Source organism: Modestobacter excelsi (assembly GCF_005930495.1).
Lineage (GTDB): Bacteria > Actinomycetota > Actinomycetes > Mycobacteriales > Geodermatophilaceae > Modestobacter > Modestobacter excelsi.
The window spans coordinates 1-22581 of sequence record NZ_SJEX01000085.1 but is presented as its reverse complement, the minus strand read 5'-3'; the positions used below and the strand labels follow the sequence as shown (position 1 = coordinate 22581).

Annotated in this window: 20 protein-coding genes and 1 other RNA gene; 13 read left to right on the top strand and 8 right to left on the bottom strand. The window is 74.4% G+C overall.

Annotated features, from left to right (window positions below; genetic code table 11):
• Window positions 1–708, bottom strand: a 708-nt coding sequence (locus FHL80_RS21155; protein WP_216870931.1) for an acyl-CoA dehydrogenase family protein, incomplete at its 3' end; no start/stop codon positions are given.
• Window positions 709–800: 92 nt separating this feature from the next.
• Between FHL80_RS21155 and FHL80_RS21150 the strand changes: the two genes are divergently transcribed.
• Both FHL80_RS21150 and FHL80_RS21145 read left to right on the top strand, forming a co-directional pair.
• Complete coding sequence (locus FHL80_RS21150; RefSeq protein WP_138735322.1) at window positions 801–2369, top strand: long-chain-fatty-acid--CoA ligase; 1569 nt, start codon at window positions 801–803, stop codon at window positions 2367–2369.
• A gap of 66 nt (window positions 2370–2435) precedes the next feature.
• Window positions 2436–3305, top strand: coding sequence for an endonuclease domain-containing protein (locus FHL80_RS21145; protein WP_246078851.1), 870 nt, complete (start codon window positions 2436–2438; stop codon window positions 3303–3305).
• 58 nt (window positions 3306–3363) lie between these two features.
• Here the strand turns inward: FHL80_RS21145 and FHL80_RS21140 are convergent, their stop codons facing one another.
• Together FHL80_RS21140 and FHL80_RS21135 are read right to left on the bottom strand one after the other, a co-directional pair.
• A complete protein-coding gene (locus tag FHL80_RS21140; protein ID WP_138735321.1) occupies window positions 3364–4128 on the bottom strand; it encodes a crotonase/enoyl-CoA hydratase family protein in 765 nt (254 codons plus the stop codon).
• 37 nt (window positions 4129–4165) lie between these two features.
• Window positions 4166–5017, bottom strand: coding sequence for a patatin-like phospholipase family protein (locus FHL80_RS21135; RefSeq protein WP_138735320.1), 852 nt, complete (start codon window positions 5015–5017; stop codon window positions 4166–4168).
• A gap of 93 nt (window positions 5018–5110) precedes the next feature.
• Between FHL80_RS21135 and FHL80_RS21130 the strand changes: the two genes are divergently transcribed.
• Window positions 5111–6853: a class I adenylate-forming enzyme family protein gene (locus FHL80_RS21130; protein WP_138735319.1), complete on the top strand. Its 1743-nt coding sequence runs from the start codon at window positions 5111–5113 to the stop codon at window positions 6851–6853.
• On the opposite strand, the gene FHL80_RS21125 is transcribed toward FHL80_RS21130, so the two are convergent.
• Window positions 6813–8888 carry an MMPL family transporter gene (locus FHL80_RS21125; RefSeq protein ID WP_138735318.1) on the bottom strand — a complete coding sequence of 692 codons (2076 nt, stop codon included), beginning with the start codon at window positions 8886–8888 and terminating at the stop codon, window positions 6813–6815. The two genes, FHL80_RS21130 and FHL80_RS21125, sit on opposite strands and share 41 nt — an antisense overlap.
• Before the next feature lie 65 nt (window positions 8889–8953).
• Here FHL80_RS21125 and FHL80_RS21120 point away from each other — a divergent pair, with 65 nt between their 5' ends.
• The 8 genes from FHL80_RS21120 to FHL80_RS21085 all read left to right on the top strand — a co-directional run bounded on the left by FHL80_RS21120 (window position 8954) and on the right by FHL80_RS21085 (window position 17795).
• Window positions 8954–9457: a MarR family winged helix-turn-helix transcriptional regulator gene (locus FHL80_RS21120; RefSeq protein ID WP_138735317.1), complete on the top strand. Its 504-nt coding sequence runs from the start codon at window positions 8954–8956 to the stop codon at window positions 9455–9457.
• Window positions 9454–10242, top strand: a complete 789-nt coding sequence (locus FHL80_RS21115; RefSeq protein WP_138735316.1) for a thioesterase family protein — start codon at window positions 9454–9456, stop codon at window positions 10240–10242. Before FHL80_RS21120 ends, FHL80_RS21115 begins: the two co-directional genes overlap by 4 nt.
• A 43-nt stretch (window positions 10243–10285) precedes the next feature.
• A complete protein-coding gene (locus tag FHL80_RS21110) occupies window positions 10286–11311 on the top strand; it encodes a potassium channel family protein (protein ID WP_138735315.1) in 1026 nt (341 codons plus the stop codon).
• A gap of 52 nt (window positions 11312–11363) precedes the next feature.
• On the top strand, window positions 11364–12755 hold the full coding sequence (locus FHL80_RS21105; protein ID WP_246078850.1) for an APC family permease: 1392 nt from the start codon (window positions 11364–11366) through the stop codon (window positions 12753–12755).
• 76 nt (window positions 12756–12831) lie between these two features.
• On the top strand, window positions 12832–14286 hold the full coding sequence (ggh, locus tag FHL80_RS21100) for a glucosylglycerate hydrolase (RefSeq protein WP_246078849.1): 1455 nt from the start codon (window positions 12832–12834) through the stop codon (window positions 14284–14286).
• Between the two features lie 331 nt (window positions 14287–14617).
• Window positions 14618–16270 carry an NAD(P)/FAD-dependent oxidoreductase gene (locus FHL80_RS21095; protein WP_138735314.1) on the top strand — a complete coding sequence of 551 codons (1653 nt, stop codon included), beginning with the start codon at window positions 14618–14620 and terminating at the stop codon, window positions 16268–16270.
• 91 nt (window positions 16271–16361) lie between these two features.
• Window positions 16362–17396, top strand: coding sequence for a uroporphyrinogen decarboxylase family protein (locus FHL80_RS21090; RefSeq protein ID WP_138735313.1), 1035 nt, complete (start codon window positions 16362–16364; stop codon window positions 17394–17396).
• A gap of 81 nt (window positions 17397–17477) precedes the next feature.
• Complete coding sequence (locus tag FHL80_RS21085; protein WP_138735312.1) at window positions 17478–17795, top strand: EthD family reductase; 318 nt, start codon at window positions 17478–17480, stop codon at window positions 17793–17795.
• Here the strand turns inward: FHL80_RS21085 and FHL80_RS21080 are convergent.
• Complete coding sequence (locus FHL80_RS21080; RefSeq protein WP_138735311.1) at window positions 17767–18114, bottom strand: ATP-binding protein; 348 nt, start codon at window positions 18112–18114, stop codon at window positions 17767–17769. The two genes, FHL80_RS21085 and FHL80_RS21080, sit on opposite strands and share 29 nt — an antisense overlap.
• Before the next feature lie 91 nt (window positions 18115–18205).
• On the opposite strand from FHL80_RS21080, the gene FHL80_RS21075 reads away from it, so the two are divergent.
• Window positions 18206–18898: an NADPH-dependent F420 reductase gene (locus FHL80_RS21075; protein ID WP_138735310.1), complete on the top strand. Its 693-nt coding sequence runs from the start codon at window positions 18206–18208 to the stop codon at window positions 18896–18898.
• 80 nt (window positions 18899–18978) lie between these two features.
• Here FHL80_RS21075 and ssrA read toward each other — a convergent pair.
• From ssrA to FHL80_RS21060, 3 genes are all read right to left on the bottom strand, one after another.
• Window positions 18979–19354, bottom strand: a transfer-messenger RNA (tmRNA) gene (gene ssrA, locus FHL80_RS21070).
• 59 nt (window positions 19355–19413) lie between these two features.
• Window positions 19414–20565, bottom strand: a complete 1152-nt coding sequence (locus tag FHL80_RS21065; RefSeq protein WP_138735309.1) for a magnesium and cobalt transport protein CorA — start codon at window positions 20563–20565, stop codon at window positions 19414–19416.
• A gap of 402 nt (window positions 20566–20967) precedes the next feature.
• Entirely contained in the window at window positions 20968–21798 is an 831-nt protein-coding gene (locus FHL80_RS21060; protein WP_246078848.1) for an SCO6745 family protein, read from the bottom strand.
• Window positions 21799–21929: 131 nt separating this feature from the next.
• On the opposite strand from FHL80_RS21060, the gene FHL80_RS21055 reads away from it, so the two are divergent.
• Window positions 21930–22559, top strand: a complete 630-nt coding sequence (locus FHL80_RS21055) for a TetR family transcriptional regulator (protein ID WP_246078852.1) — start codon at window positions 21930–21932, stop codon at window positions 22557–22559.
• Window positions 22560–22581 lie beyond the last annotated feature (22 nt).

The following is a 22581-nucleotide window of genomic DNA, read 5'->3' as shown; positions in this document are numbered from 1 at the left end:
CTCCCCCTCCTCCCCCAGCCGGTCGCTGTCCGGGACGTGCACGTCGTCGAAGAAGACCTCGTTGAAGTCCGACTGGCCGCCCAGCTGCTTGAGCGGCCGCACGGTGACGCCGGGGGCGTGCATGTCGACGATGAACATGGTCAGCCCGGCGTGCTTGGGCCGGTCGGCGTCGGTGCGGGTGAGCAGGATGCCGTGGTCGGCGACGTGGGCCAGCGTCGTCCAGACCTTCTGGCCGTTGACCACCCACCCGTCGCCGTGCCGGACGGCGGTGGTGCGCAGCGCGGCGAGGTCGGACCCGGACGCCGGCTCGCTGAACAGCTGGCACCAGACGTCCTCGGCGCGCAGCAGCCGGGCGAGGTACCGCTCGTGCTGCTCCGGCGTGCCGTGCGCGACGACCGTCGGCCCGCACATGCCCAGCCCGATGTGGTTGATCAGCGTGGGCACCCGCGCGCGGGCCAGCTCCTGGTTGACGATCGCCTGCTGGGCCAGCGTGCCGCTCTGCCCGCCGTGCTCCCGCGCCCAGCTGACCCCGACCAGGCCGGCGTCGGCGAGCACCCGCTGGGTGCGGCGCAGCGCCTGCTCCTGCTCGCCCGCGTCGGCGGCCTCCTCACCGGCGTCCAGGTGCACCAGCTCGGCGGTGTGCTCGGCCAGCAGGGCCCGCACCCGTGCCCGGTAGGCCGCCTCGTCGAGGGTGTCGTCGAAGTCCATGCGCGCGCCTCTCCTCGGCGGGGGGCCCGTTGACCGGCCGGGCCGTCACGGACAGCATGACGCAGGTCACGACCGGCTCGGCGAGGAGTTCCATGAGCGACACGCGCACCGCCCGGTGGCGGGGCATGACGATCGCCGACCAGGTCGCCCGGCACGCCCGGACGACGCCGTCGGCGCCCGCGTTCCGGTTCGCCGGCACCGGCCGCAGCTACGCCGAGCTCGACGAGCGGGTCACCCGGCTGACCGCGGCGCTGGTCGACCGCGGGGTACGGCGCGGTGACCGGGTGGCGGTGCTGACCCTCAACGGGCTGGAGGCGGTGGAGACGTTCCTGGCCGCCGCCCGGCTGGGCGCGATCGCCGTCCCGGTGAACTTCCGGCTGGTCGCCGACGAGGTCGCCTACGCGCTGGGCGACAGCGGCGCGGCGGCGCTCGTGGTCGACCCGGCGCTGGCCGGCACGGCGGCCCAGGCCCGGGCCGCCGCCCCCGACCTGCACACCGTGCTCACCGTCGGCGACGAGTACGAGGCGGCGCTGGCCGCCGCCTCGCCGGAGCCGGTCGAGCACCCGGTGGAGGAGGGCGACCCGGCGTTCCTGATGTACACCTCCGGGACGACCGGCAAGCCGAAGGGCGCCGTGCTGTCGCACCGCAACCTGCTGCTGCACACCTTCAGCCAGGTGACCCACCTGGGCGTGGGCCCCGACGACCGGGTGGGCCTGAGCGGGGCGCCGCTGTTCCACATCGCGGCGGTCGCCGGGATGCTGCCGTCGCTGCTGGTCGGCGGCACGTTCGTGATCACCCGGTCCGGTGCGTTCAACCCGGTGGCCACGGTCGACGAGCTGGAGCGCGAGCGGGTGTCCAACGCGTTCTTCGTGCCCACGCAGTGGCAGGCCATCTGCGCCGTCCCCGGCATCGCCGACCGGGACCTGTCCGCGCTGCGCCGGATCTCCTGGGGCGCCGCGCCGGCGTCGACGACGCTGCTGCGCACGATGATGGCCACCTTCCCGCAGGCCGAGGTGGTCACCGCGTTCGGGCAGACCGAGTGCTCGCCGGTCACCTGCTTCCTGCGCGGCGAGGACTCGGTGCGCAAGATCGGGTCGGTCGGCACCCCGATGCTGGGCGTCGAGGTGCGGGTGGTCGACGACGCGATGAACGACGTCCCGCGGGGCGAGGTGGGCGAGATCGTCTACCGCTCGCCGATGGTCATGACCGAGTACTGGGGCAAGCCGGAGGCGACCGCGGAGGCGTTCGCCGGGGGCTGGTTCCACTCCGGTGACCTGGTGCGGGAGGACCCCGACGGCTACTTCTACGTCGTCGACCGCAAGAAGGACATGATCATCACCGGCGGGGAGAACGTGTACTGCGCCGAGGTCGAGGACGTGCTGGCCGGCCACCCCGGGGTCGCCGAGGTGGCGCTGATCGGCGTCCCGGACAGCCGGTACGGCGAGGCGCCGTTGGCCGTCGTCTCCCCGCGCGATCCCGCCTTGCCGCCCACCGCCGCCGAGCTGACCGCCTGGTGCCGGGAGCGGCTGGCGCACTACAAGTGCCCCCGCGAGTGGTCGATCGGCGGCGTGCTGCCGCGCAACCCGAGCGGCAAGGTGCTCAAGACCGAGCTGCGCACCCTGCACTCGGCCGGCGCCCTGGTCTCCGACCCAGCGGTCTGACCCGCTCGCTCGGCGGCCTGTGGACGGCGCCGCCGCTCACCCCGCCGGATCCGCCAGGGTGTCGCGGTGCCCCCTGTCCGCCGTCCCGAGCAGCTCCGCGGCCGGGTGTTCCGCGGCAGCACCGCCGTCCGCCGTGGCTGGTTGACCGCCAACGACCTGCGCGGGCCCGCCTGGCAGCGGCTGTTCCCGGACGTCTACGCCGACGCCGGCCTCGAGGTCACGCACACGCTGCGGACCCGGACCGTGGCGAGGCTGCTCCTGCCGCACGCCGTGGTCTCCGGCGCCAGTGCAGCGGTGCTCTGGGGGCTGACCGACCTCGCCGCCCCGGCGGAGGACGTGGAGATGACCGTGGCACCCGGGACGGCGAGAGGCGCCGCTCCCGGGGTGGTGGTCCGGCGTCGGGTGCTGACCGGCGACTGCGTTCGCCCCGTGTCAGGGGTGCGGGCCACCGCGCCGGCCACGACCGCACTCGAGCTCGCCGCACGGTTCCCGCTCGACGACGGCGTCGTCCTGCTGGACCGCTTCGTCGCGGCGAAGCTCACCACGCTGACGACGCTGCGGGTGGAGGTGGCCGAGCTCGGCGGGCGGGGTTGCCGCCGGGCCCGGCAGGCGGCCGCGCTGGCCGACGGGCTGGCCGCCTCCCCGCAGGAGACCCGGCTGCGACTGCTGCTGCACCGCTCGCCGCTGCCGACGCCGGTGCCCCAGCACGTCGTCCGGCAGCAGGGCCGGTTCGTGGCCCGGCTGGACTTCGCGTGGCCCGAGCGCCGGGTCGGGCTGGAGTACGAGGGCGCCTGGCACACCACGCGCATCGGCGAGGACCGGCGGCGGATCGAGGCCCTGCAGGCAGCCGGGTGGCGGGTGCTGTTCGTGACCGCCGCCGACCTGCGCTCCCCCGCCGCGCTGCTGGCCCGGATCTCCGCGGCGCTCGCCGAGTGACAGCTCAGCGTGGACGCACGGGCCTCCCGTCCACGCTCAGCTGTCACTCGGCGCCGGATCAGACGCCCCGCCAGACGGGCGCGCGCTTCTCCGCGAAGGCCCGGGCGCCCTCGAGCGCATCGGCCGAGGAGAACACCTGGTCGGCCAGCGCCTGCTGGGCGTCCAGTGCCGCCCGGTCGGTCCAGGCCACCGAGGCGGCGACCAGCGCCTTGCTGACCCGCACCGCCAGCGGCCCGTTCGCGGCGATCCGGGCGGCCAGCTCGCGGGCGCCGGCCAGCGCGCCGCCGGGCTCGGTGAGCACGTTGACCAGCCCGAACCGGTGCGCCTCCTCCGCCGGCAGCGGGTCCCCGGTGAGCGCCATCTCCATCGCCCGCTGGTAGGGCAGCGCCTTGGCCAGCCGCAGCACCCCGCCACCGGCCGCGAACAGCCCGCGCTTGACCTCCGGGACGCCGAACCGGGCGTCACGGGCGGCCACGATGAGGTCCGCGCTCAGCGCCAGCTCGCAGCCCCCCGCCAGCGCCCAGCCCTCGACGGCGGCGATCAGCGGCTTGGCCGGCGGCGCCTCGGTGAGCCCGGCGAACCCGCGGCCCTCGATCCGCGGCCGCTCGCCGCGGGCGAAGGCCTTGAGGTCCATCCCGGCGCAGAACGTGCCCCCGGCGCCGGTGAGCACCAGGACGGCGACATCGTCCCGGGCGTCGAGGTCGTCCAGCGCGGCGGCCAGCGCCTCGGTGGTCGCCAGGTCGACGGCGTTCTTCGCCGCCGGCCGGTTCAGCGTCAGCACGCCGACCCCGTCGGCCACCTCGGTCAGCACCGGTTCCGTCATCTCGGGTCCTCTCCTCGTCATGGGGGTCATGGGGGCCTCAGCCCTGCCAGACCTCGGCGACCCGGGTGGCCACGGCGGCCGCCTGCGCCCGGCCGGCCCGGGCCGAGGGCGGCCGGGCCGCCGGGTCCAGCACGTTCTTCCCGATCGCGGACAGGCTGGCCCGGTCCGGGCTGACCACGGCCACCCGGCTGACCAGTCCGGTGACCTGCGCGTCGACGCTGGTCATCGGCCCGACGCCGCGTGGCAGCGGCGCGATCACCACGATCCGGTCGTAGGCGGCGGCCAGGTCGGCGTTGGCCGCCGACCGCATCCCGCCGTCCATGTAGCGCCGCCCGGCGATGGTGACCGGCGGGTAGACGCCGGGGACGGCGCAGCTGGCGCCGACCGCGGCCACCAGCTCCACGCCGGACTCCCGGGTGAAGGTGGTGAACTCCCCGCTCTCGGCGTCGACGGCGGTGACCAGCAGCGGCCGGTCGGACCACTCGGGGTCGGGCAGCCGGGAGGCGATCGCGGCCCGGCGCTCGGCCTCGGGAGGGGTGCGCCCGCTGTCGGCGGCGGCGCGCGCGACCGCGCCGACCCGGCGGCGGAAGGCGGCGTCGTCGCGGCGGGCGAGCAGCATCGCCACGCCGTACCGGGCGAGGGTCCCCCGCCCGAGCCGGGCGACCCGCTCGGCGCCGGCCGGCTCGAGCTGCCGCTCGTACAGCGAGGCCAGGTCCACCCCGCTGCGCAGCTGGGCGCCGACGACCGACCCGGCCGAGGTGCCGACCACCAGGTCGGCGGTGCCGAGGTCGACCCCGGCGTCGGCCAGCCCGGCCAGCACGCCGATCTCCCAGGCTATGCCGGTGATGCCGCCGCCACCCAGGACCAGGGCCGTGCGCTGCTCGCTCATCGGGTCATCCTGACGCACGGGGTCGGTGTCGACTCAGCGGGTGACGTGGGCCACTCTGAGGGCCAGCGACAACGCTGCCCGGGAGGACGACGGATGACCGCGACGGGGACGACGGAACCGACGACCTGGCCGCCGGGGCTGCCGCGCTCGCTGGACTACCCGCTGCGGCCGGTCGGCTCGGTGCTGCGGGCCGCGGTGCGCCGTTGGGGTGACCGGACGGCGTTCGTGCACCACGACGTGGAGCTGTCGTTCACCGAGCTGGGCCGCCGCGCGCACGCGGTCGCCGCCGGGCTGGCCGAGCGCGGCATCGGCCGGGGGGACGTCGTCGCGGTCCACCTGCCCAACTGTCTGCAGTACCCGGCCGTCTACTACGGCGTGCTCTTGGCCGGAGCGGTCTTCTCCCCCACCAACCCGCTGCTGCCGCCGGCCGCGCTGGCCGCCCAGCTCACCGACGCCGGCGCCCGCGCGCTGGTCACCTGGGAGCCGGTGCTGCCCGTCGTGCGGGCCGCGCTGGCCGACACCGGCGTGCGGACCGTCGTCGTCACCGGGCCGGAGCAGGTCGCCGACCCGCACCACCCGGTCGACCTGGCCGACCTGCCCGGCGCCGTGTCGCTGGGCGACCTGCTCAGCGCCGACCCGACCGACGCGCACCGCGACGCCGACCTGGACCCGGTCGCCGACCTGGCGCACCTGGCCTACACCGGCGGCACGACCGGGGTGAGCAAGGGCGTGGAGCTGCCGCACCGGGCGGTGGTCACCAACGTGCTGCAGTCGGCGTGCTTCAGCAGCGGCTCGGTCCCGGTGCTCGACGCCGAGGGCGACGTGACGCTCGACCAGGTCGGCAGCGAGGCCGAGCACCCCACCCGGCTGGGCGGCGCGCGGCTGATCAACCTCACCCCGTGGTTCCACGCCATGGGCGTGATCGGCTACCTCAACGGCCAGGTCATGGCCGGCTCCACGGTCGTCGTGCACGACCGCTTCGACCCGGTGGGCTACGTCGAGGACGCCGTCCGGTACCGGGTGACCGGGATCGGCGGCGCCCCGCCGGTGTTCGTCGCGCTGCTGCAGGTCCCCGGCATCGCCGACGCCGACCTGTCCAGCGTGCGCAGCTTCTCCAGCGGCGCGGCCCCGCTGCCGGTGCCGCTGATCGAGCGGATGAGGGCGCTGGTGCCCGGCGTGGTGATCGGCGAGGGGTACGGCCTCACCGAGGTCACCATGCAGGCCACCGGGAACCCGTCGCACACCAGCGGCGTGCGCAAGGCCGGCACGGTCGGCGTCCCGCTGCCCGACACCGAGATCAGCATCCGCCCGCTCGGTGGCGGCGACCCGCTGCCGGTGGGGGAACGCGGGGAGGTGTGCATCCGCGGCCCGCAGGTGATGCGCGGTTACGCCGGGCGCCCCGACGCGACCGCGGAGGCGATCGACGCCGAGGGCTGGTTCTACAGCGGCGACGTGGGGGTGCTGGACGCCGACGGCTACCTGTCGATCGTCGACCGGACCAAGGACATGCTGCTCTACAAGGGCTACAACGTGTTCCCCCGCGAGCTGGAGGAGCTGCTGTTCGCCCTGCCCGGCGTCGCCGCCGCCGCGGTGGTCGGCCGCCCCGACCCGGAGGCCGGCGAGCTGCCGGTGGCCTACGTGGTGCGCCGGGGCGACGACGCCGGTGCGGCGCTGACCGCCGAGAGCGTGCTGGCCGCGGTCAACGAGCAGGTGACGCCGTACAAGCGGCTGCGCGACGCCGTGTTCGTCGACGCGCTGCCGGTGTCCCCGGCCGGCAAGGTGCTCAAGCGCGAGCTCAGCGCCCGCGAGAGAGCCGCGCAGGCCACCACCAGTTGACCCGGCCCAGCGCGGCCACCAGCGCCGGGGTGAGCACCCCGCGCACGACCGTGGCGTCCAGCAGGATGCCGATGGCCAGGGTGGTGGCGAAGATCTTGACGTCGACCACCGGCACCGTCGACAGCGCGACGAAGGCGAGGAAAAGGATCAGCGCCGCCGAGGTGACCAGCCGGCCGGTGTACGCCACGCCGTGCACGGTCGCCGCGTCGGTGCTCATCCCCTGGTCGTGGCCCTCCCGGATGCGGCTCAGGATGAACACCTCGTAGTCCATCGACAGCCCGAACAGGAACGAGAAGGCCGCGACGGGCACCCAGAAGGTGATCGTGCCGGTCGCGGTCGCCCCGAACAGCGCCTCGGTCAGGTGCCCCTCCTGCCAGATCCAGACGGTGATGCCGTAGGCCGCGGCGATCGAGACGACGTTGAGCAGCAGCGCCTTGACCGGCAGCCAGACCGAGTGCAGTGCTCGCGCCAGCAGCGCGAAGGTGATCAGGCAGACCAGCGGCAGCACCCACCAGGCGTTGCCGTAGATCGCGCGCACCGAGTCGGCGTCGCCGGCCGCGGTGCCGCCCACCCGGGCGCCGTCCAGCCCGTCGGCCGCGTCGCGCACCGCGGTCAGCGCGTCCCGGCCGGCGGTGGACGACGGGTCGTCGGCCAGGACGACGTCGACCAGCCCGGTGCCGCCGGCCTCCCAGGTCTCCCCCGCCGGCGCCAGCACGCCGGCGACCCCGTCGACCGCGGACAACGTCTGCACCGCGGCGGCCCGGTCGGCGGTGAGCACCTCGACCGGGCGGGCCACCCCGGCGGGCAGCCCGTCGGCGGTGAGCTGCCGGAACGCGGCCGCGGCCGGGGTCGACCCGGTGGCGGTGGCCGACACCTCCGGGCTGCCCAGCCGGATGCCCAGCACCGGCAGCGCGAGCACCAGCAGCACGACGGTGGCCAGCAGCGCGGAGACCCAGCGGTGCCGGACGACCGTCGACCCGATCCGGTGCCAGGTGCGGCTCTCCGCGCTCGGCGGCCGGCTGCGCGGCCACTCCAGCCGGCGCCCGGCCGAGAACAGCACCACCGGCAGCAGGGTGAGCGCGACCAGCACGCTGACCAGCGGGATGAGCAGGCCGCCGAAGCCGACGGTGCGCAGGAACGGCAGCGGCAGCACCACCAGCGACAGCAGCGAGACGGCGACCGTGACGCCGCTGAGCACGACCGCGCGACCGGCCGTGGTCATCGCCGTCCGGACGGCGGTGCGGTCGTCGGCGCCGACCGCCCGCTCCTCCCGCCAGCGCATCACCACCAGCAGCGAGTAGTCGATCGCCACGCCCAGCCCGATCAGCCCGACCAGGTACTGCACGATGAAGCTGACGTCGGTGAGCGCGGTGAGCCCGAGCACCAGCAGGAACGTGGTGGTGATCGCGACGGCGGCGACCAGCAGCGGCACCAGCGCCAGCAACGAGCCGAACACCAGCACCAGGACGACGACCGCGCCGCCGGCACCGAACGCGATCTCGACGATGATCGGCCGCTCGTCGCCGCCACCCTCGGCCAGCACCGTCGTGCCGGTGACGACCGGGGCCACGCCGGCGACCGTGGTACCGGACAGCGCCCCCTCCAGCTGGGGCAGCGCGGCGGCGTAGGGCGCCGGGCCCTCGACCGCGGGTGGCCAGACCAGCGCGACGGCACTCCGGTCGTCGCCGGCGCCGAGCGCCTCGGCACCCGGCGTCCCGTCGAACGGCGTGGCCACCCGCCAGCCCGGCCGGCGGAGCCGGTCGAACGCCGCGGTCAGCTCGGTCCGGGCGCCCTCGACGGTGCTGCCCTCGGGCAGCGCGACGGTGACCAGCAGCGGGTCGTTGCCACCACCGTTGCCGAACTGCCCGGTGATCGCCTCGTTCGCCTCGTATGCGGGCTGGCCGGGGGTGGAGAAGTCGAAGCCGAGCCGGTCGATCGTCGTCGGGGCGAGCGCTCCGCCGACCAGTGCCAGGGCCAGCCAGGCCAGCACCACCAGGCGTCGGTGGGCGAGCACCCAGTCGGTCAGTCGGCCCATCGTCTCCCCCTCGCAGGCGAGCATCAGGAGACTGATGCTCTGCCGACAACCTACGGTGTCCCTTCGTGGAGCAGCCAGCGGGTGGATGCGACCCGGGACCGGCGGTGCCCGGCTGGGTCGCCGCGGGTCCCGAGGGGATCCCCGCGTACGCGCTGGCCCGCGCCGGTGCCGCGATGAACGCCGCCTTCGCCCGCCGGCTGGCGACCGTGGGCCTGCGACCGCACACCTTCTTCGTGCTGGTGCACCTCGCCCGCGAACCGGCGCTCACCTCCGCCGAGCTCGCCCGCCGGCTGGAGATGACGCCGCAGAGCATGAGCGCGCTGCTGGCCGGCCTGGTCGACGCCGGGTGGGTCGAGCGGCCCGCGGGGGCGCGGCGCGGCCAGCGCATCGACGTCCGGCTCACCGACGCCGGCCGGCGGGCGCTGGCCGACGCCGGCCCGGTGCTCGCCGAGCTCGGCCGCCCGCAGGCGATGGGGCTCAGCGCCGAGGAGGCTGCGACGCTGCACACGCTGCTCGGACGCGTCCTGACCCACCTGGACCCGCCGACCCCGACGAGGAGACACCCGTGAGCGAGATCGCCGAGGCCTTCTACCTGCCGCTGGGCGAGGGCCGGTTCGCCCCGACCAAGGCCACCGAGAGTCCGTGGGACAGCGGGTCCCAGCACGGCGGGCCGCCCTCGGCGCTGCTGGCGCACCTGGCCGGGGCCGGCGCCGACCCCGGGCAACGGACCGCCCGGGTGTCGGTGGACTTCCTCGGCGCCATCCCGCGCCGGGAGCTCACCGTGGAGGTCGCCGCCGTCCGCCCGGGGCGCCGGATCTCGCTGACCGAGGCGCGGATGACCGTCGACGGGCGCGCGGTCGCCGTCGCCCGGGTCTGGCACCTGGCCACCGGCCCGACCCCGCCGGCCAGCACCCCCGCCGTCCTCCCGCCCGCGCTGCCCGCGGCGACGGACGCGCCGACGGTGCCGTTGCCCGACATGGGCGATTGGGGCTACGGGCAGGCGCTGGACTGGCGGTACACCGCGGGCTCCCCCGACCGGCGCGGACCGGCGGCGGTGTGGACCCGGGTGCGCCTGCCGCTGGTCGACGGCCAGCCGCTCACCCCGCTGGCCCGGGTGCTGGTCGCCGCCGATGCGGCCAACGGCATCTCCGCCGAGCTGGACCTGACCCGCTGGCTGTCCATCCCGCCGGGGATGACCACCCACCTGCTGCGCGAGCCGGTTGGCGAGTGGGTGCACCTGGACTGCCGCACCTCGCTGGCTCCTGACGGGCTGGGCCTGTGCTCGGGCGTGCTGTCCGACGAGCGGGGGGCGGTCGGCGAGGTGGCCCAGCCGCTGCTGGTGCAGCAACGGTGAGCGGGCTCGCTATCGTCGCGCCGGTGAGCGAGGAGCGGCCGGCGTGCTGAGCGACGACCACAGCGGCGTCCACCTCGCCCACACCGAGGAGTCACCCGCCCGCCAGGTCTGGCGGCGGGTGGTCATCGCCTCGGTCGTGCTCGTACTGACCGTGCTGATCGTCTACCTGGACCGGGACGGCTACCGGGACAACAGCGGCGGCGAGATCAGCGTGCTGGACGCCACGTACTACGCCACGGTCACCCTCTCCACCACCGGCTACGGCGACATCACCCCGGTCACGCCCGGCGCCCGGCTGGTCAACATCCTCGTGATCACGCCCATGCGGATTGCGTTCCTGCTCATCCTCATCGGCACCACCCTCGAGGCGCTGACCGCGCGCTCGCGGGAGGAGTTCCGGGTCCGACGCTGGAGGTCTCGCGTGCGCCAGCACGTCGTCGTGTGCGGTTACGGCACCAAGGGCCGCAGCGCCATCCGCGCCCTGCTCAGCACGGGCACCGACGCCGCGCACATCGTGGTCGTCGACCCCGACCCGCGGGCGATCGAGGAGGCCACCTCCGCCGGGCTCACCGGGGTGCTCGGCGACGCCGGGCGGATGGAGGTGCTGCGCCGGACGTCGGTGGAGAAGGCGCGGGCCGTGGTGGTCGCGGCCAACCGGGACGACGCCGCGGTGCTGATCGTGCTCACCGTCCGGCAGCTGAACCCCAGCGTGCCGATCACCGCCAGCGTGCGCGAGGAGGAGAACGCCAGCCTGCTGCGCCAGTCCGGCGCCGACTCGGTGATCACCACCTCGGCCACCTCCGGGCGGCTGCTGGGGCTCTCCCCCGACCAGCCCGGCGTCGTCCACGTCGTGGAGGACCTGCTGACCGCCGGCCGCGGGCTGGACCTGCAGCAGCGCACCGTCACCCCCTCAGAGGTCGGGCTCGGCGCCCGGCAGCTGCGGGACGTCGTGCTGTCGGTCGAGCGCGGCGGCCGCCACCTGCGGTTCGACGACCCGCTGATCGGCACCCTGCAGAGCGGCGACGTGCTCGTCGTCGTCAAGGCGCACCGGGCGCCCGAGCTGAACTGACCCGGAGGCCCGCCGGTCCGCCGCCGCCCGGGCACCCGCCCAGACTCGGCCGGTGCACCAGCCCGACGCCCCCCAGCCCGCTGCCGCCGACCCCGAGGACACCGCCCTGCGCCGGGCGGTCAGCGGGAGGCTGCTCTACGTCTTCGTCCTGGGCGACGTCCTGGGCGCCGGCATCTACGCCCTGGTCGGCGAGATCGCCGGTGAGGTGGGCGGCGCCATCTGGGTGCCCATGCTGGTCGCGCTGCTGCTGGCCCTGCTGACCGCCGCCTCCTACGCGGAGCTGGTCACCAAATACCCCCGGGCCGGGGGGTCGGCGGTGTTCGCCGAGCGGGCCTTCGGCCGGCCGGTGGTGTCCTTCCTGGTCGGCTTCTGCATGCTCGCCGCCGGGGTCACCAGCGCGGCCGGGCTGGCCCTCGCCTTCGCCGGGGACTACCTGTCGGTCTTCCTGGACGTGCCCGCCGTGCCCGCCGCCGTGGTCTTCCTGCTCGTGGTCGCCCTGGTCAACGCCCGCGGGATCAAGGAGTCCGTGCGCGCCAACGTGGTGATGACGGCCATCGAGGTGTCCGGGCTGCTGCTGGTCGTCGTCCTCGGCGCGATCGTGCTCGGCCGGGGCGACGGGGACGTGAGCCGGGTCGTGGAGTTCCCGGCGGGGGTCTCGGCCGGGTCGGCGGTGCTGGCCGCCGCGGTCCTCGCCTACTACTCCTTCGTCGGGTTCGAGACCTCGGCCAACGTCGCCGAGGAGGTGCGCGACGTGCGCCGGGTCTACCCGCGGGCGCTGTTCGGGGCGCTGCTCACGGCGGGTGTGGTCTACGTGCTGATCGGGCTGGTCGCCTCGATCGTCCTGCCGACCGACGAGCTGTCCTCCTCGACCGGCCCGCTGCTCACCGTCGTGCAGGCCACCGGCATCGGCGTGCCGGACCGGCTGTTCAGCGCGATCGCGCTGATCGCCGTCGCGAACGGCGCGCTGCTGACCATGATCATGGCCAGCCGGATGGTGTTCGGGCTGGCCGAGCAGCGGCTGCTGCCCCCGGCGCTGGGCGCGGTGCTGCCGGGGCGGCGCACCCCGTGGGTGGCGATCGTGGTGACCACGGCCGTCGCCATGGCGCTCACCACGCTCGGGGACCTCGGTGAGCTGGCGAACATCGTCGTCCTGCTGCTCCTGCTGGTGTTCCTCAGCACCAACGTGTCCGTGCTCGTGCTGCGCCGGGACCGGGTCGAGGCCGACCACTTCACCGCACCCGTCGTCCTGCCGGTCCTGGCGATCGCCTCCTGCCTCCTGCTGCTGTGGCAGCAGGAGGCGGCGACCTGGCTGCGCTCGGGGCTGATGCTGCTGGTCGGGGTCGTGCTGTACCTGCTGGCCCAGGCACCGTGGTGGCGGGGCGACCGGTCCGGGCGCGACGGGGCCCCCGCCTCGGGCGGGGCCGCGTCAACGACCGGTCCGTGACGATTGGGTGAACAGGCGGCCGGCGCACCGGCAGCCGGGTGAGGATGCAGGGACGGCGAGAGGAGCTGACCCGCAGATGACCGTGTCCCAACCCAGCGCCGTGGAGATCGGGCTGATGTCCGGCCGGGCAGGCTACGTGCTCCGCGCCAACGACCGGGGCGCGTTCACGGTGGCCTCGCCGACGCTGTACCCGCACATGTGGAGCTGGGACGCCGGCTTCGTGGCGCTCGGCATCGCGACCGTGTCGGTGCCGCGGGCGCTCGCCGAGCTGCGCAGCCTGCTCTCCGGCCAGTGGGCGACCGGGATGATCCCGCACATCCTGTTCCACGAGCCCAGCGACTACTTCCCCGGGCCCGACCGGTGGCGCACCCAGGTCGCCGCGGCCCGGCCGGCCGGGGTGCTCACCTCGGGCATCTGCCAGCCGCCGATCCACGTCATCGCGCTCTCCCGGATCCTGCACGACGCCCGCCGTCGGGGCGGTGCGGACCAGGAGCTGGCCGAGGACTTCGTGCGGGGGACCTTCGACCAGTGGCTGGCCTGGCACTCCTACCTGGCCACCGCCCGCGACCCGTACTCCTACGGCCTGGTCGAGATCCACCACGGCTGGGAGTCGGGCATGGACGACTCGCCGCGCTGGGACGAGCCGTACGAAAACGTGCACCCGCAACCGGACATGCCGCCGTTCGTCCGCGCCGACCTGGCGCACGTCTCCGACCCCTCGCAGCGGCCCACCGACGCCGAGTACGCCCGTTACCTGTGGCTGCTGGAGCAGAAGGTCCGCTCCCGCTACGACGACGCCGTCTTCCGGTCGACCGGGGACTTCGTCATGGGCGACGTCCTGGTGTCGGCGCTGCTCGCGGCGGCCAGCGACCTGCTCGCGGACATGGGCGAGGACCTGGGCATCGGCGGCGGCGCGGCCGGCGGGGTGGAGCGGTCCCGGGCGATCGCCCGCCGGTTCCGCACCGGCGTGCTGCGGTCGGTGGACCCCGACACCGGGCTGGCCCGCGACCTGGACCTGCGCACCGGGCGGTGGCTGGACGTGGAGAGCGCGGCCGGGTTCGCGCCGCTGCTCTGCGGCGGCGACGACGCGCTCACCCGGCGGCAGCGCGACCTGCTGCTGGGCCCGCGCTGGTGCGGGCACTCCCGGCTGCGCTGGCCGGTGGTCCCGTCGGTGTCCCCGGCGTCCCCCGCCTTCCGGGAGCATACCTACTGGCGCGGACCGCAGTGGCCGGTGCTCAACTGGCTGATGGCCTGGGCGCTGAACCGCTCCGGGGAGCAGGAGGCGGCCAACCAGCTGCGGCTGGCCGGGTTGTCCCAGCTCGTGGACTGCGACTTCGCGGAGTACTACCAGCCGGTGACCGGTCAGACGCTGGGCAGCCGGGACCAGTCCTGGACGGCGGCGATCGCGCTGGACTTCCTGGCCGCGCGACGGCCCGCCCAGCGTCGTCCGGTGCGCTGGCTGACCAGCGAGCTGCCGCGGATCACCGCGGCCCAGCGGGTCCGTGACCTCCGGCAGGAGCGCCCGGACTGACCCCGGCTGGTCGTTCCGGCCGTCGCCCACCGGGACGTGGCCCCGGAGATCCCAGCCCGGGACGTGCGTTGCGGATCCGTCGAGGGAGTTGTGGACGGCGGTCACGGACTCTGCTGTGATCCAGCTCCCACAGCCAGCACTGGTCACGGAGACCTCGTAGTCCATCGACAGCCCGTCCTGTCCCCCGCACGCTGGGAACGCACCCCACCCGTGTCCCGGGGAGCGGTTGCGCTCCGTCGCGGCCGGGCCGGCACCCCTGGTGACCCGGGCCCCGCGCTCGTACGCTCGCCGCCGTGTGGGCGGCGACTGCCCGACGACCGGGCCGGTGGGCGTGAGCACGCCTGTGCTCGTCGCGGTCGACGACCACCCGGACCTGCTCCGGGACGTCGAGCGCGAGCTGCGCAACCGGTACACGGCGGACTACCGCATCTGCTGCCTGAGCTCGGCGGACGACGCCCTGGCCACCCTCGACCGGCTGGCCGCGGCCGGCGACGAGGTCGCGCTGGTGCTCGCCGGCGAGGAGCTCGCCGGCCGGCCGGGCACCGCGCTGCTGGCGGAGGTGCCCCGCACGTTCCCGCAGGCCGAGCGGGTGCTGATGGTGGCGTGGGGTCGGGTCGGGGAGTCCGCCACCGGCGACGCGATCTTCGAGGCGATCTCCCGCGGTCGGATGGACCACTACGTCGTCCGGCCGGGCGAGCCGCCGGACGAGTACTTCCACCAGGCGGTGACCAGCTTCCTGCTGCGCTGGGCCGAGTCGGGACACCGCGCTCCGCACACCGTCCATGTGGTCGGCGAGAGCTGGTCGGGCCGGGCCTACGAGCTGCGTGCGGTGCTCGAGCGGTGCGCGCTCCCGCACCGTTTCCTGCTCGCCGGCTCCGCCGAGGGCCGTGCCCTGCTCGGCGGGGCGACCCGGCGCTTCCCGCTGATGGTCATGCCGAACGGCCACGTGCTGGAGGACCCGAGCGACGTGGACATCGCCCGGGCCTCAGGCACCGCGGTCGCGCCGGACCGCGACGAGTACGACCTCGTCGTCGTCGGCGGCGGACCGGCCGGGCTGTCGGCGTCGGTCTACGGCGCGTCCGAGGGCCTGCACACCCTGATGATCGACTCCGGTGGCATCGGCGGGCAGGCCACGACGAGCTCCTCGATCCGCAACTACCTGGGGTTCCCCCGGGGCGTCAGCGGCGGTGAGCTGGCCCGGCGCGCCTACGAGCAGGCCTGGGTCTTCGGCACGCGCTTCGCCCTCATGCAGCAGGTGACCTCCCTGGCGCGCGAGCCGGACGGTGTCGTCGTCTCCCTGGCCACCGGTGGGGTCGTGGTCGCCGGTGCCGTGGTGCTGGCCATGGGGGCGAGCTACCGCCGGCTCGACGTCCCCTCCCTCGAGGCGCTGCGCGGCTCCGGGGTGGTGTACGGCGCCGCCGCCTCGGAGGCACCGCTGGTGGCCGACGAGGACGTCTACGTCGTCGGTGGCGCGAACTCCGCCGGCCAGGCCGTGCTGCACCTGGCCCGGTACGCCCGGCGGGTCACCCTCGTCGTCCGGGGCACGAGCCTGGAGGCCGGGATGTCGCACTACCTGGTCCAGCAGATCCAGGCGACCCCCAACGTCGAGGTGCGCACCGGCACGGAGGTCGTCGACGGCGGGGGCGACTGCCGGCTCGACCACCTGGTGCTGCGCTCACGGACCACCGGGGAGGAGGAGACGGTGGCCGCGGCCGCGCTGTTCCTGATGATCGGTGCGCAGCCGCACACCGAGTGGCTGCCCCCGACGGTGGAGCGCGACCCGGGCGGCTTCGTCCTCACCGGTGCGGAGGTGAGCGCGCGCGGCATCGACGCGCTGGGGCGGCCGCCGCTGCCGCTGGAGACCAGCATGGCCGGGGTCCTCGCGGTCGGCGACGTCCGGCACGGGTCGGTCAAGCGGGTCGCGTCCGCCGTCGGCGAGGGCTCCATCGCGATCCGGCTGGTCCACCGGCTGCTCGCCGACTGAGCAGGGACCGGCGGGCGCTGCGCACGGAGCCCTCGTCGGCGCGGTCGGCGGCAGGGTGGAGGATCGGGGCCCCGCTCCCCAGGAGGAACCGATGGCCCGCCCGCTCCCCCCGCTGCCCACGACCGTCGTCGGCAGCCTGCCCCAGCCGGACTGGCTCATCGACCGCGACCGGCTCGGGCACCAGTTCCCGCCGCGGGTCCGGGCGCGCGAGCTGTGGCGGGTCCCGCCGCAGTTCCTGCAGGAGGCCCAGGACGACGCCACCCTGGCCGCCGTCCGGGCTCAGGAGCTGGCCGGGCTGGACATCATCGGGGACGGCGAGATCCGCCGGGAGTCCTACTCCAACCACTTCGCCACCGCGCTGCAGGGCCTCGACCTCGACCACCCGGGCACGGTGCGCAACCGGTCAGGGATCGACATCCCCGTGCCGCGGGTGACCGGCGCGATCCGGCGTCCGGAGCCGGTGCAGGTCCAGGACGTGCGGTTCCTGCGGGCGCAGACCGACCGGGCGATCAAGATCACCGTCCCCGGGCCGTTCACGATGACCCAGCAGGCGCAGGACGACCACTACGGCGACGACCGCGTGCTGGCGCTGGCCTACGCCGACGTCGTCCGGGCCGAGATCGCCGACCTGTTCGCGGCCGGCGCGGACATCGTGCAGCTGGACGAGCCCTGGCTGCAGGCCCGCCCGGAGGTGGCCCGCCGGTACGGCGTCGAGGTCCTCACCCGCGCCCTCGCCGACGCCCCCGGACCGGTGCACGTGCACGTCTGCTTCGGCTACGCGGCGATGGTCGCCGAGCGGCCCGAGGGCTACTCGGTGCTGCCTGAGCTGGCCGACCTGCCGGCCGCGGCGATCTCGGTGGAGACGGCGCAGTCGCACCTGGACCCCGCCACCCTGCGGCCGCTGCGCGGGTCGGGCGTCGCGCTGGGCGTGCTGGACCTCTCCACGCCGGAGGTGGAGACGGCCGAGGTGATCGCCGACCGGGTGCGGCGGGCGCTGGACCACGTCGACGTCGACCGGCTGGTGCTCTCCAGCGACTGCGGGCTGAAGTACCTGCCGCGGGCGGCGGCCGCGGGCAAGATGCGTGCCCTGGCCGAGGCCGCGGCGGTGCTCCGCACCGAGCTGTGAGTCAGGGGATCGCGCACCTCCTCCTGGGCGGTCGCCGGGTCTAGCGTCAGGCCTCCACCGTCCAGGAGAGGCAGGACGACGATGTTCACCGTCACCTTCGTGGTCAACGAGAAGCCGGGCACGGACCGCGGGCAGGCCCTCGCCTACTGGCGGGACACGCACGGGCCGATCGTCCGCAAGGTCCCCGGCGTCCGGCGCTACGTGCAGCAGCACGCCCTGGGCGCTCCCGAGGGTGGGCCACCGTTCCTCGGTGTGGCGAGCATGTACTTCGACGACCAGGAGGCCTTCGCCACCGCGGCCGCGAGCGCGGAGTTCGCGGCCGCCGTCGCGGACGTCGCCAACTTCGCCGATCCCCAGCTGGCCACCGCCTTCACCGAGGACGTGGTGATCGTCGGCTGAGGATCGCGTCGGCCGGACCTGGCGGCGCCCCCCGCACCCGGTCGATGACGTCCGGGAAGCCACCGGTCGCCCGCAGCACGCCCTTCTCCGTCGGCTCCACGGTCCGGCAGTCCAGCGCGAGGACGCCGACCCCGGCGTCCCTCGCGAGACGGAGGGACCGGCACAGCAGGACCGACTTGCCGATCCCCGCGATGCCGTGCAGGTGACCCACGGGGCCACCACCGTCGTCCACCAGGTCGGCCAGGACCTGCAGTTCCACCTGGCGCCCGACGAACGCGCGGTCCTGCCGCACGGCTGGGCGGCCCACGGGGGTCAGCATGGGAGGACCGTCGTCGACCGACCAGGGCCTTGCGCCCCGGGCGCTGGTGCCCTCCGGGAATGCCGCCGGCGGGGCGGCACTTGCCGGGGACGTGACGACCATCGGACTCATCGGCAGTGGCAACATCGGCAGCACCGTGGCGCGGTTGGCGGTCGACGCCGGCCACGACGTGGTGCTCAGCAACAGTCGTGGACCGGAGACTCTCTCCGACCTCGTGGCCGGGCTCGGCCCGCGGGCGCGCGCGGCCACCGCGGCCGAGGCCGCCGCGGCCGGCGACATCGTGGTGGTGACGGTCCCGCTCAGGGCCTACCGCGAGGTGCCGGTCGAGCCGCTGCGCGGCAAGGTCGTCATCGACACCAACAACTACTACCCGGACCGCGACGGGCACATCGCCGAGCTCGACGACGAGTCGACGACGACCAGCGAGCTGCTCCAGGCCCACCTCCCCGAGTCGCGGGTGGTGAAGGCCTTCAACAGCATCTACGTCACCCAGCTCGGCACCCTGCAGCGGCCCGCGGGTGACCCCGAGCGCTCCGTGCTCCCGATCGCCGGGGACGACGAGGCGGCCAAGCAGACGGTGACCGAGTTCCTCGACTCGATCGGCTACGACGCCCACGACGTCGGGCCGCTCGCGGAGGGCTGGCGCTTCCAGCGCGACACCGCGGCCTACGTCATGGTCTACGCGGTTCCCGGTCCCGACGCCCCCAACGGGCCCGGCCGCCAGGTCACCCGGCAGACGCTGACGGAGAAGCTGGCCGACGCCAAGCGCTACCGGGACATGTGAGTCCACGGGACACCCGCTGACGCACGTAGGGCCCGGTCTCCAGACCGGGCCCTACGTGGTGGAGCGGGGGGATCGACGTGTGGTGGAGGCGGCGGGAATCGAACCCGCGTCCTGCGACGCATCACCAGGGCTTCTCCGAGCGCAGTCCGCTCTGTCTCTGCTCGACCCCACCGATCCCACGAACAAGTCGGTGTGACGGGCCCAGTCACTGTGTGGTGTCCTGCACGCACCCGCGACCGGTGCGTGCAGTGAGTCATCTAGCTGATGCCAGGATCCGGGCCGATGACGAACCCGGGCTGACAGACTCGCCTAGCTGCTGTTAGGCAGCGAGGTCGAAGTCGCGCTGACTGGAGTCGGCGCTTGTGTTTTTTGCAACGCGTGGTTAACGAGCTCATCGTTGCCTTCCTCGGCTCGCTTCCCCTGGTCACCCGACCGCAGTCGAGACCAATCGCCCCCCTGTGTAGTTGTGCAGACAGCCTAACGGGCGACCCCACCGGGATGTTCCACCGGCGTCCCTAGATCCAGTCGCGGCGCTTGAACACCACGTAGAGGACGACGCTGACCATCAGCATCAGCACCAGCGCGAGCGGGTAGCCGAACCGCCAGTCGAGCTCGGGCATGTGCGTGAAGTTCATCCCGTAGACGGTGCCGACCAGGGTGGGGGCGAAGAGGATGGCCGCCCACGCGGAGATCTTCTTGACCTCCTCGCCCTGCGCCAGCGAGGTCTCGGTGAGCTCGCGGATCTCCTCGTTCTGCCGCTGCGCGACCAGGGTGGCGTTCACGGTGAGGATGTCCCGCAGCTGCAGCCGGAAGCCCTCCACCCGCTCGGTCACCGACGTCACGTGGTCGGCGACGTCCCGCAGGTAGCTGCGCAGCTCCTCGTCGACGCCGTACTTCTCGAACCCGGCGGTGATGGCCGCCAGGATCCCGGTCAGCGGCTGGGCGGCCCGCTGGAAGTCCACGACCTCCTGGGACAGCTCGTAGATGCGCCGGGACACCTGCGGGTCACCGCGGAAGACCTCGACCTCGATCTCGTCGATGTCGTTCTCCAGGCCGGCGACGACCGGGGCGTACCCGTCGACGACGGCGTCCAGGATCGCGTAGAGGACCGCCTCGCTCCCCCGGGCCAGCAGCTCCGGGTCGCTCTCCAGCCGGCGGCGCACCCGGGAGAGGTCGGGCGACTCGCTGTGCCGCACGGTGATCACGAAGTCCCGGCCGAGGAACAGGTGCAGCTCGCCGAAGTCGACCTCCTCGGCGGCGTCCAGGTAGCGGGCGGCCTTGAGGACGACGAAGAGCGTGCCGCCGTACCGCTCGAACTTCGGCCGCTGGTGCGCCTTGATCGCGTCCTCGACCGCCAGTTCGGGCAGGTCGTACTGCTCCGCGAGCTCACCGAGCGCAGCCGGGTCCGGGCGGTAGAGGCCCAGCCACACCATCCGGTCCTCGTAGCCCTCGGTCAGCCACTCGTGGCTCTCGGCGGGTGAGGCGGGCGTGGCGATCCGGCGGCCGCCGGCGTAGACGGCGTTGTCCACCATCCGCGCGGGACGGTCCACCGGGGCCAGCTGCGTCGCCGGCCGGTCGGGCAACCGCGGGACGGCGGCGGCCGGGCGCGGGCGGCGGGTCAGGGTGGAGAGGGCGGCGCGGGGGGCGCTGCGACGGCGGTCGGACACGACGGACTCCCGGAGGACGCGGGGGACGGGGACGCCGGAGCGGTCCCCGCACGCCGCACCGCCGCGGTCAGGTGTCGACCGGGCGCGTCAGCAGGAGGGGACCTCGGGACTGTGACTGGGGGGCTCGGCACGCATCTGCCCGGTCACCTCCCGACGTCCCTGGATGCCCGGCGGAGCACCGCGGGGCCGTCGACCATCGTGACACGGCCGTGCGGGCCGGGGCACCCCGACCACCCGACCGGGGCAGGAACGCCCGGCGACCGTCGTCCCGGGGGCAAGGCCACCAGGAGCCCGCCGCCGACGGTGACTTCGTGGGCAGTCGAGCTCTGCTCCAGATGTGGAGCAGAGCTCGACTCTCCGCTCACCTGCTCGGTGGGCGGGAACCAGGCTCGGCGACCGGGCTCAGCGGGCGGCGAAGACGCCGGCCGGATAGGCGCCGTTGGCGACCAGCCGCGCGGACAGGCGGCCCCCGAGGTCGGCCACCCGCTCGGTGCGCTCGACCCCCAGGTGCACGAAGGGTGCCGCGGACAGCTCGTCGGTCCCCTGCTCGACGGCCGCGCGCAGGGCGACGCCGTCCGCGGTGAGCGCGCCGTCGGCGACCAGGCCGCGACCGGTCAGCCCGGTGAGCGCCGCCGCCCACTCCTCGTCCGACCAGCCCCGGGTGGCCCGGGCGGCCTGCTCGGTGAAGCCGCGACCGGTGAGCGTGTGGGTGACCAGCGCCTCCAGGCCGCTGAGCCCGTGCCGCACCAGGCTCAGCACGTGCCCGTCGCCGCGGTGCTCGCGGAGCAGGGTGACCCCGTGCCACACCTGCAGCAGCGGGTCCTCCGGCCACGGCTGGTCGGCGTGCCCGGCGTAGAGCGGCCGGCCTTCGGAGGTCAGCACGCTGCACGCCTCGCGCAGCAGGTCGGCGAGCTCGGTGACCTCGGCGGGCGGCGGGTCGGCGAGCAGCCGGGTGAGCGACGCGTGTGCCGCCGCCGACCGGGCGGCGAGCACCTGCTCAGGGGTCGCCAGCGTCCAGGCCCGCGGCACGTGGCGGGCCACGATGCCGGGCGCGAAGTTGCCGAAGGTCGCGGTGACCACGCCGGGACCGACCGCGCCCATCGCCGCCGCGCGGCCGGCGAAGTAGACCATCCGGCCGGGCCGGATGCCGATCGCAGTCAGCTGCTCGTCGGTCTCGGGGGCGAAGTACACGTGCGAGTGCAGCGGCTCCAGCCGCCGGTGGGTTCGGGCCACGACCCGGAGGGCAGGAACAGGCTGATCGACGCTGACCATGGGCAGACCGTAGCCGGGGTGTGGACGATGCCAGAACTTGACGCAGTAAGAACTTGTACTCAGTTCAGGTTTCGGTCTACGGTGATCACGTGATGGTCAGAGCGAAGGCAGCGAGCAGTCCGCGCTGCGCCGTGAACGCCGTCATGGGGCTGCGAGAGCGCAAGAAGCTCGCCGCCTGGCGCACCATCCGCTCCACCGCGCTGCGCCTGATCAGTGAGCGCGGCTTCGACGCCGTCAGTGTCGAGGACATCGCCGCCGAGGCCGGTGTCTCCCGCACCACGTTCTTCAGCTACTTCCCCAGCAAGGAGGCCGTTGCCTTCGACCTCGACCCCGAGGAGCTCGCGCAGTGGCGCGCGCTGCTGGAGGACGACTCGAGGGACGTTCCGCTGTGGGAGGCGCTGACCGACCTCTTCGTCGACATGGCGAAGCTGCTGCCCGAGTGGCTGCCCGTGCAGAAGCGGGTGATCGAGCAGTGTCCCTGGTTGATCCACACGGCCCGGGGCACGTGTGACAGCTTCGCGCCCGACCTGAAGGCCTGGATCGCCCGCCGTCTCCCGGACGGCGACGACCTGAGGACCACGTTGGTCTTCAACACCGCCATGGCCGCGTTCATCACCGCGGTCGAGGCATGGGAACCGGACGACTCCTTCGACCAGCTCCTGGACACGGTCCGAGACTGCCTGCGCTGGGCCGGCGCAGGACTCGGTCAGCCCGTGAGCTGACCCGCACCACCCCGACCGGCGC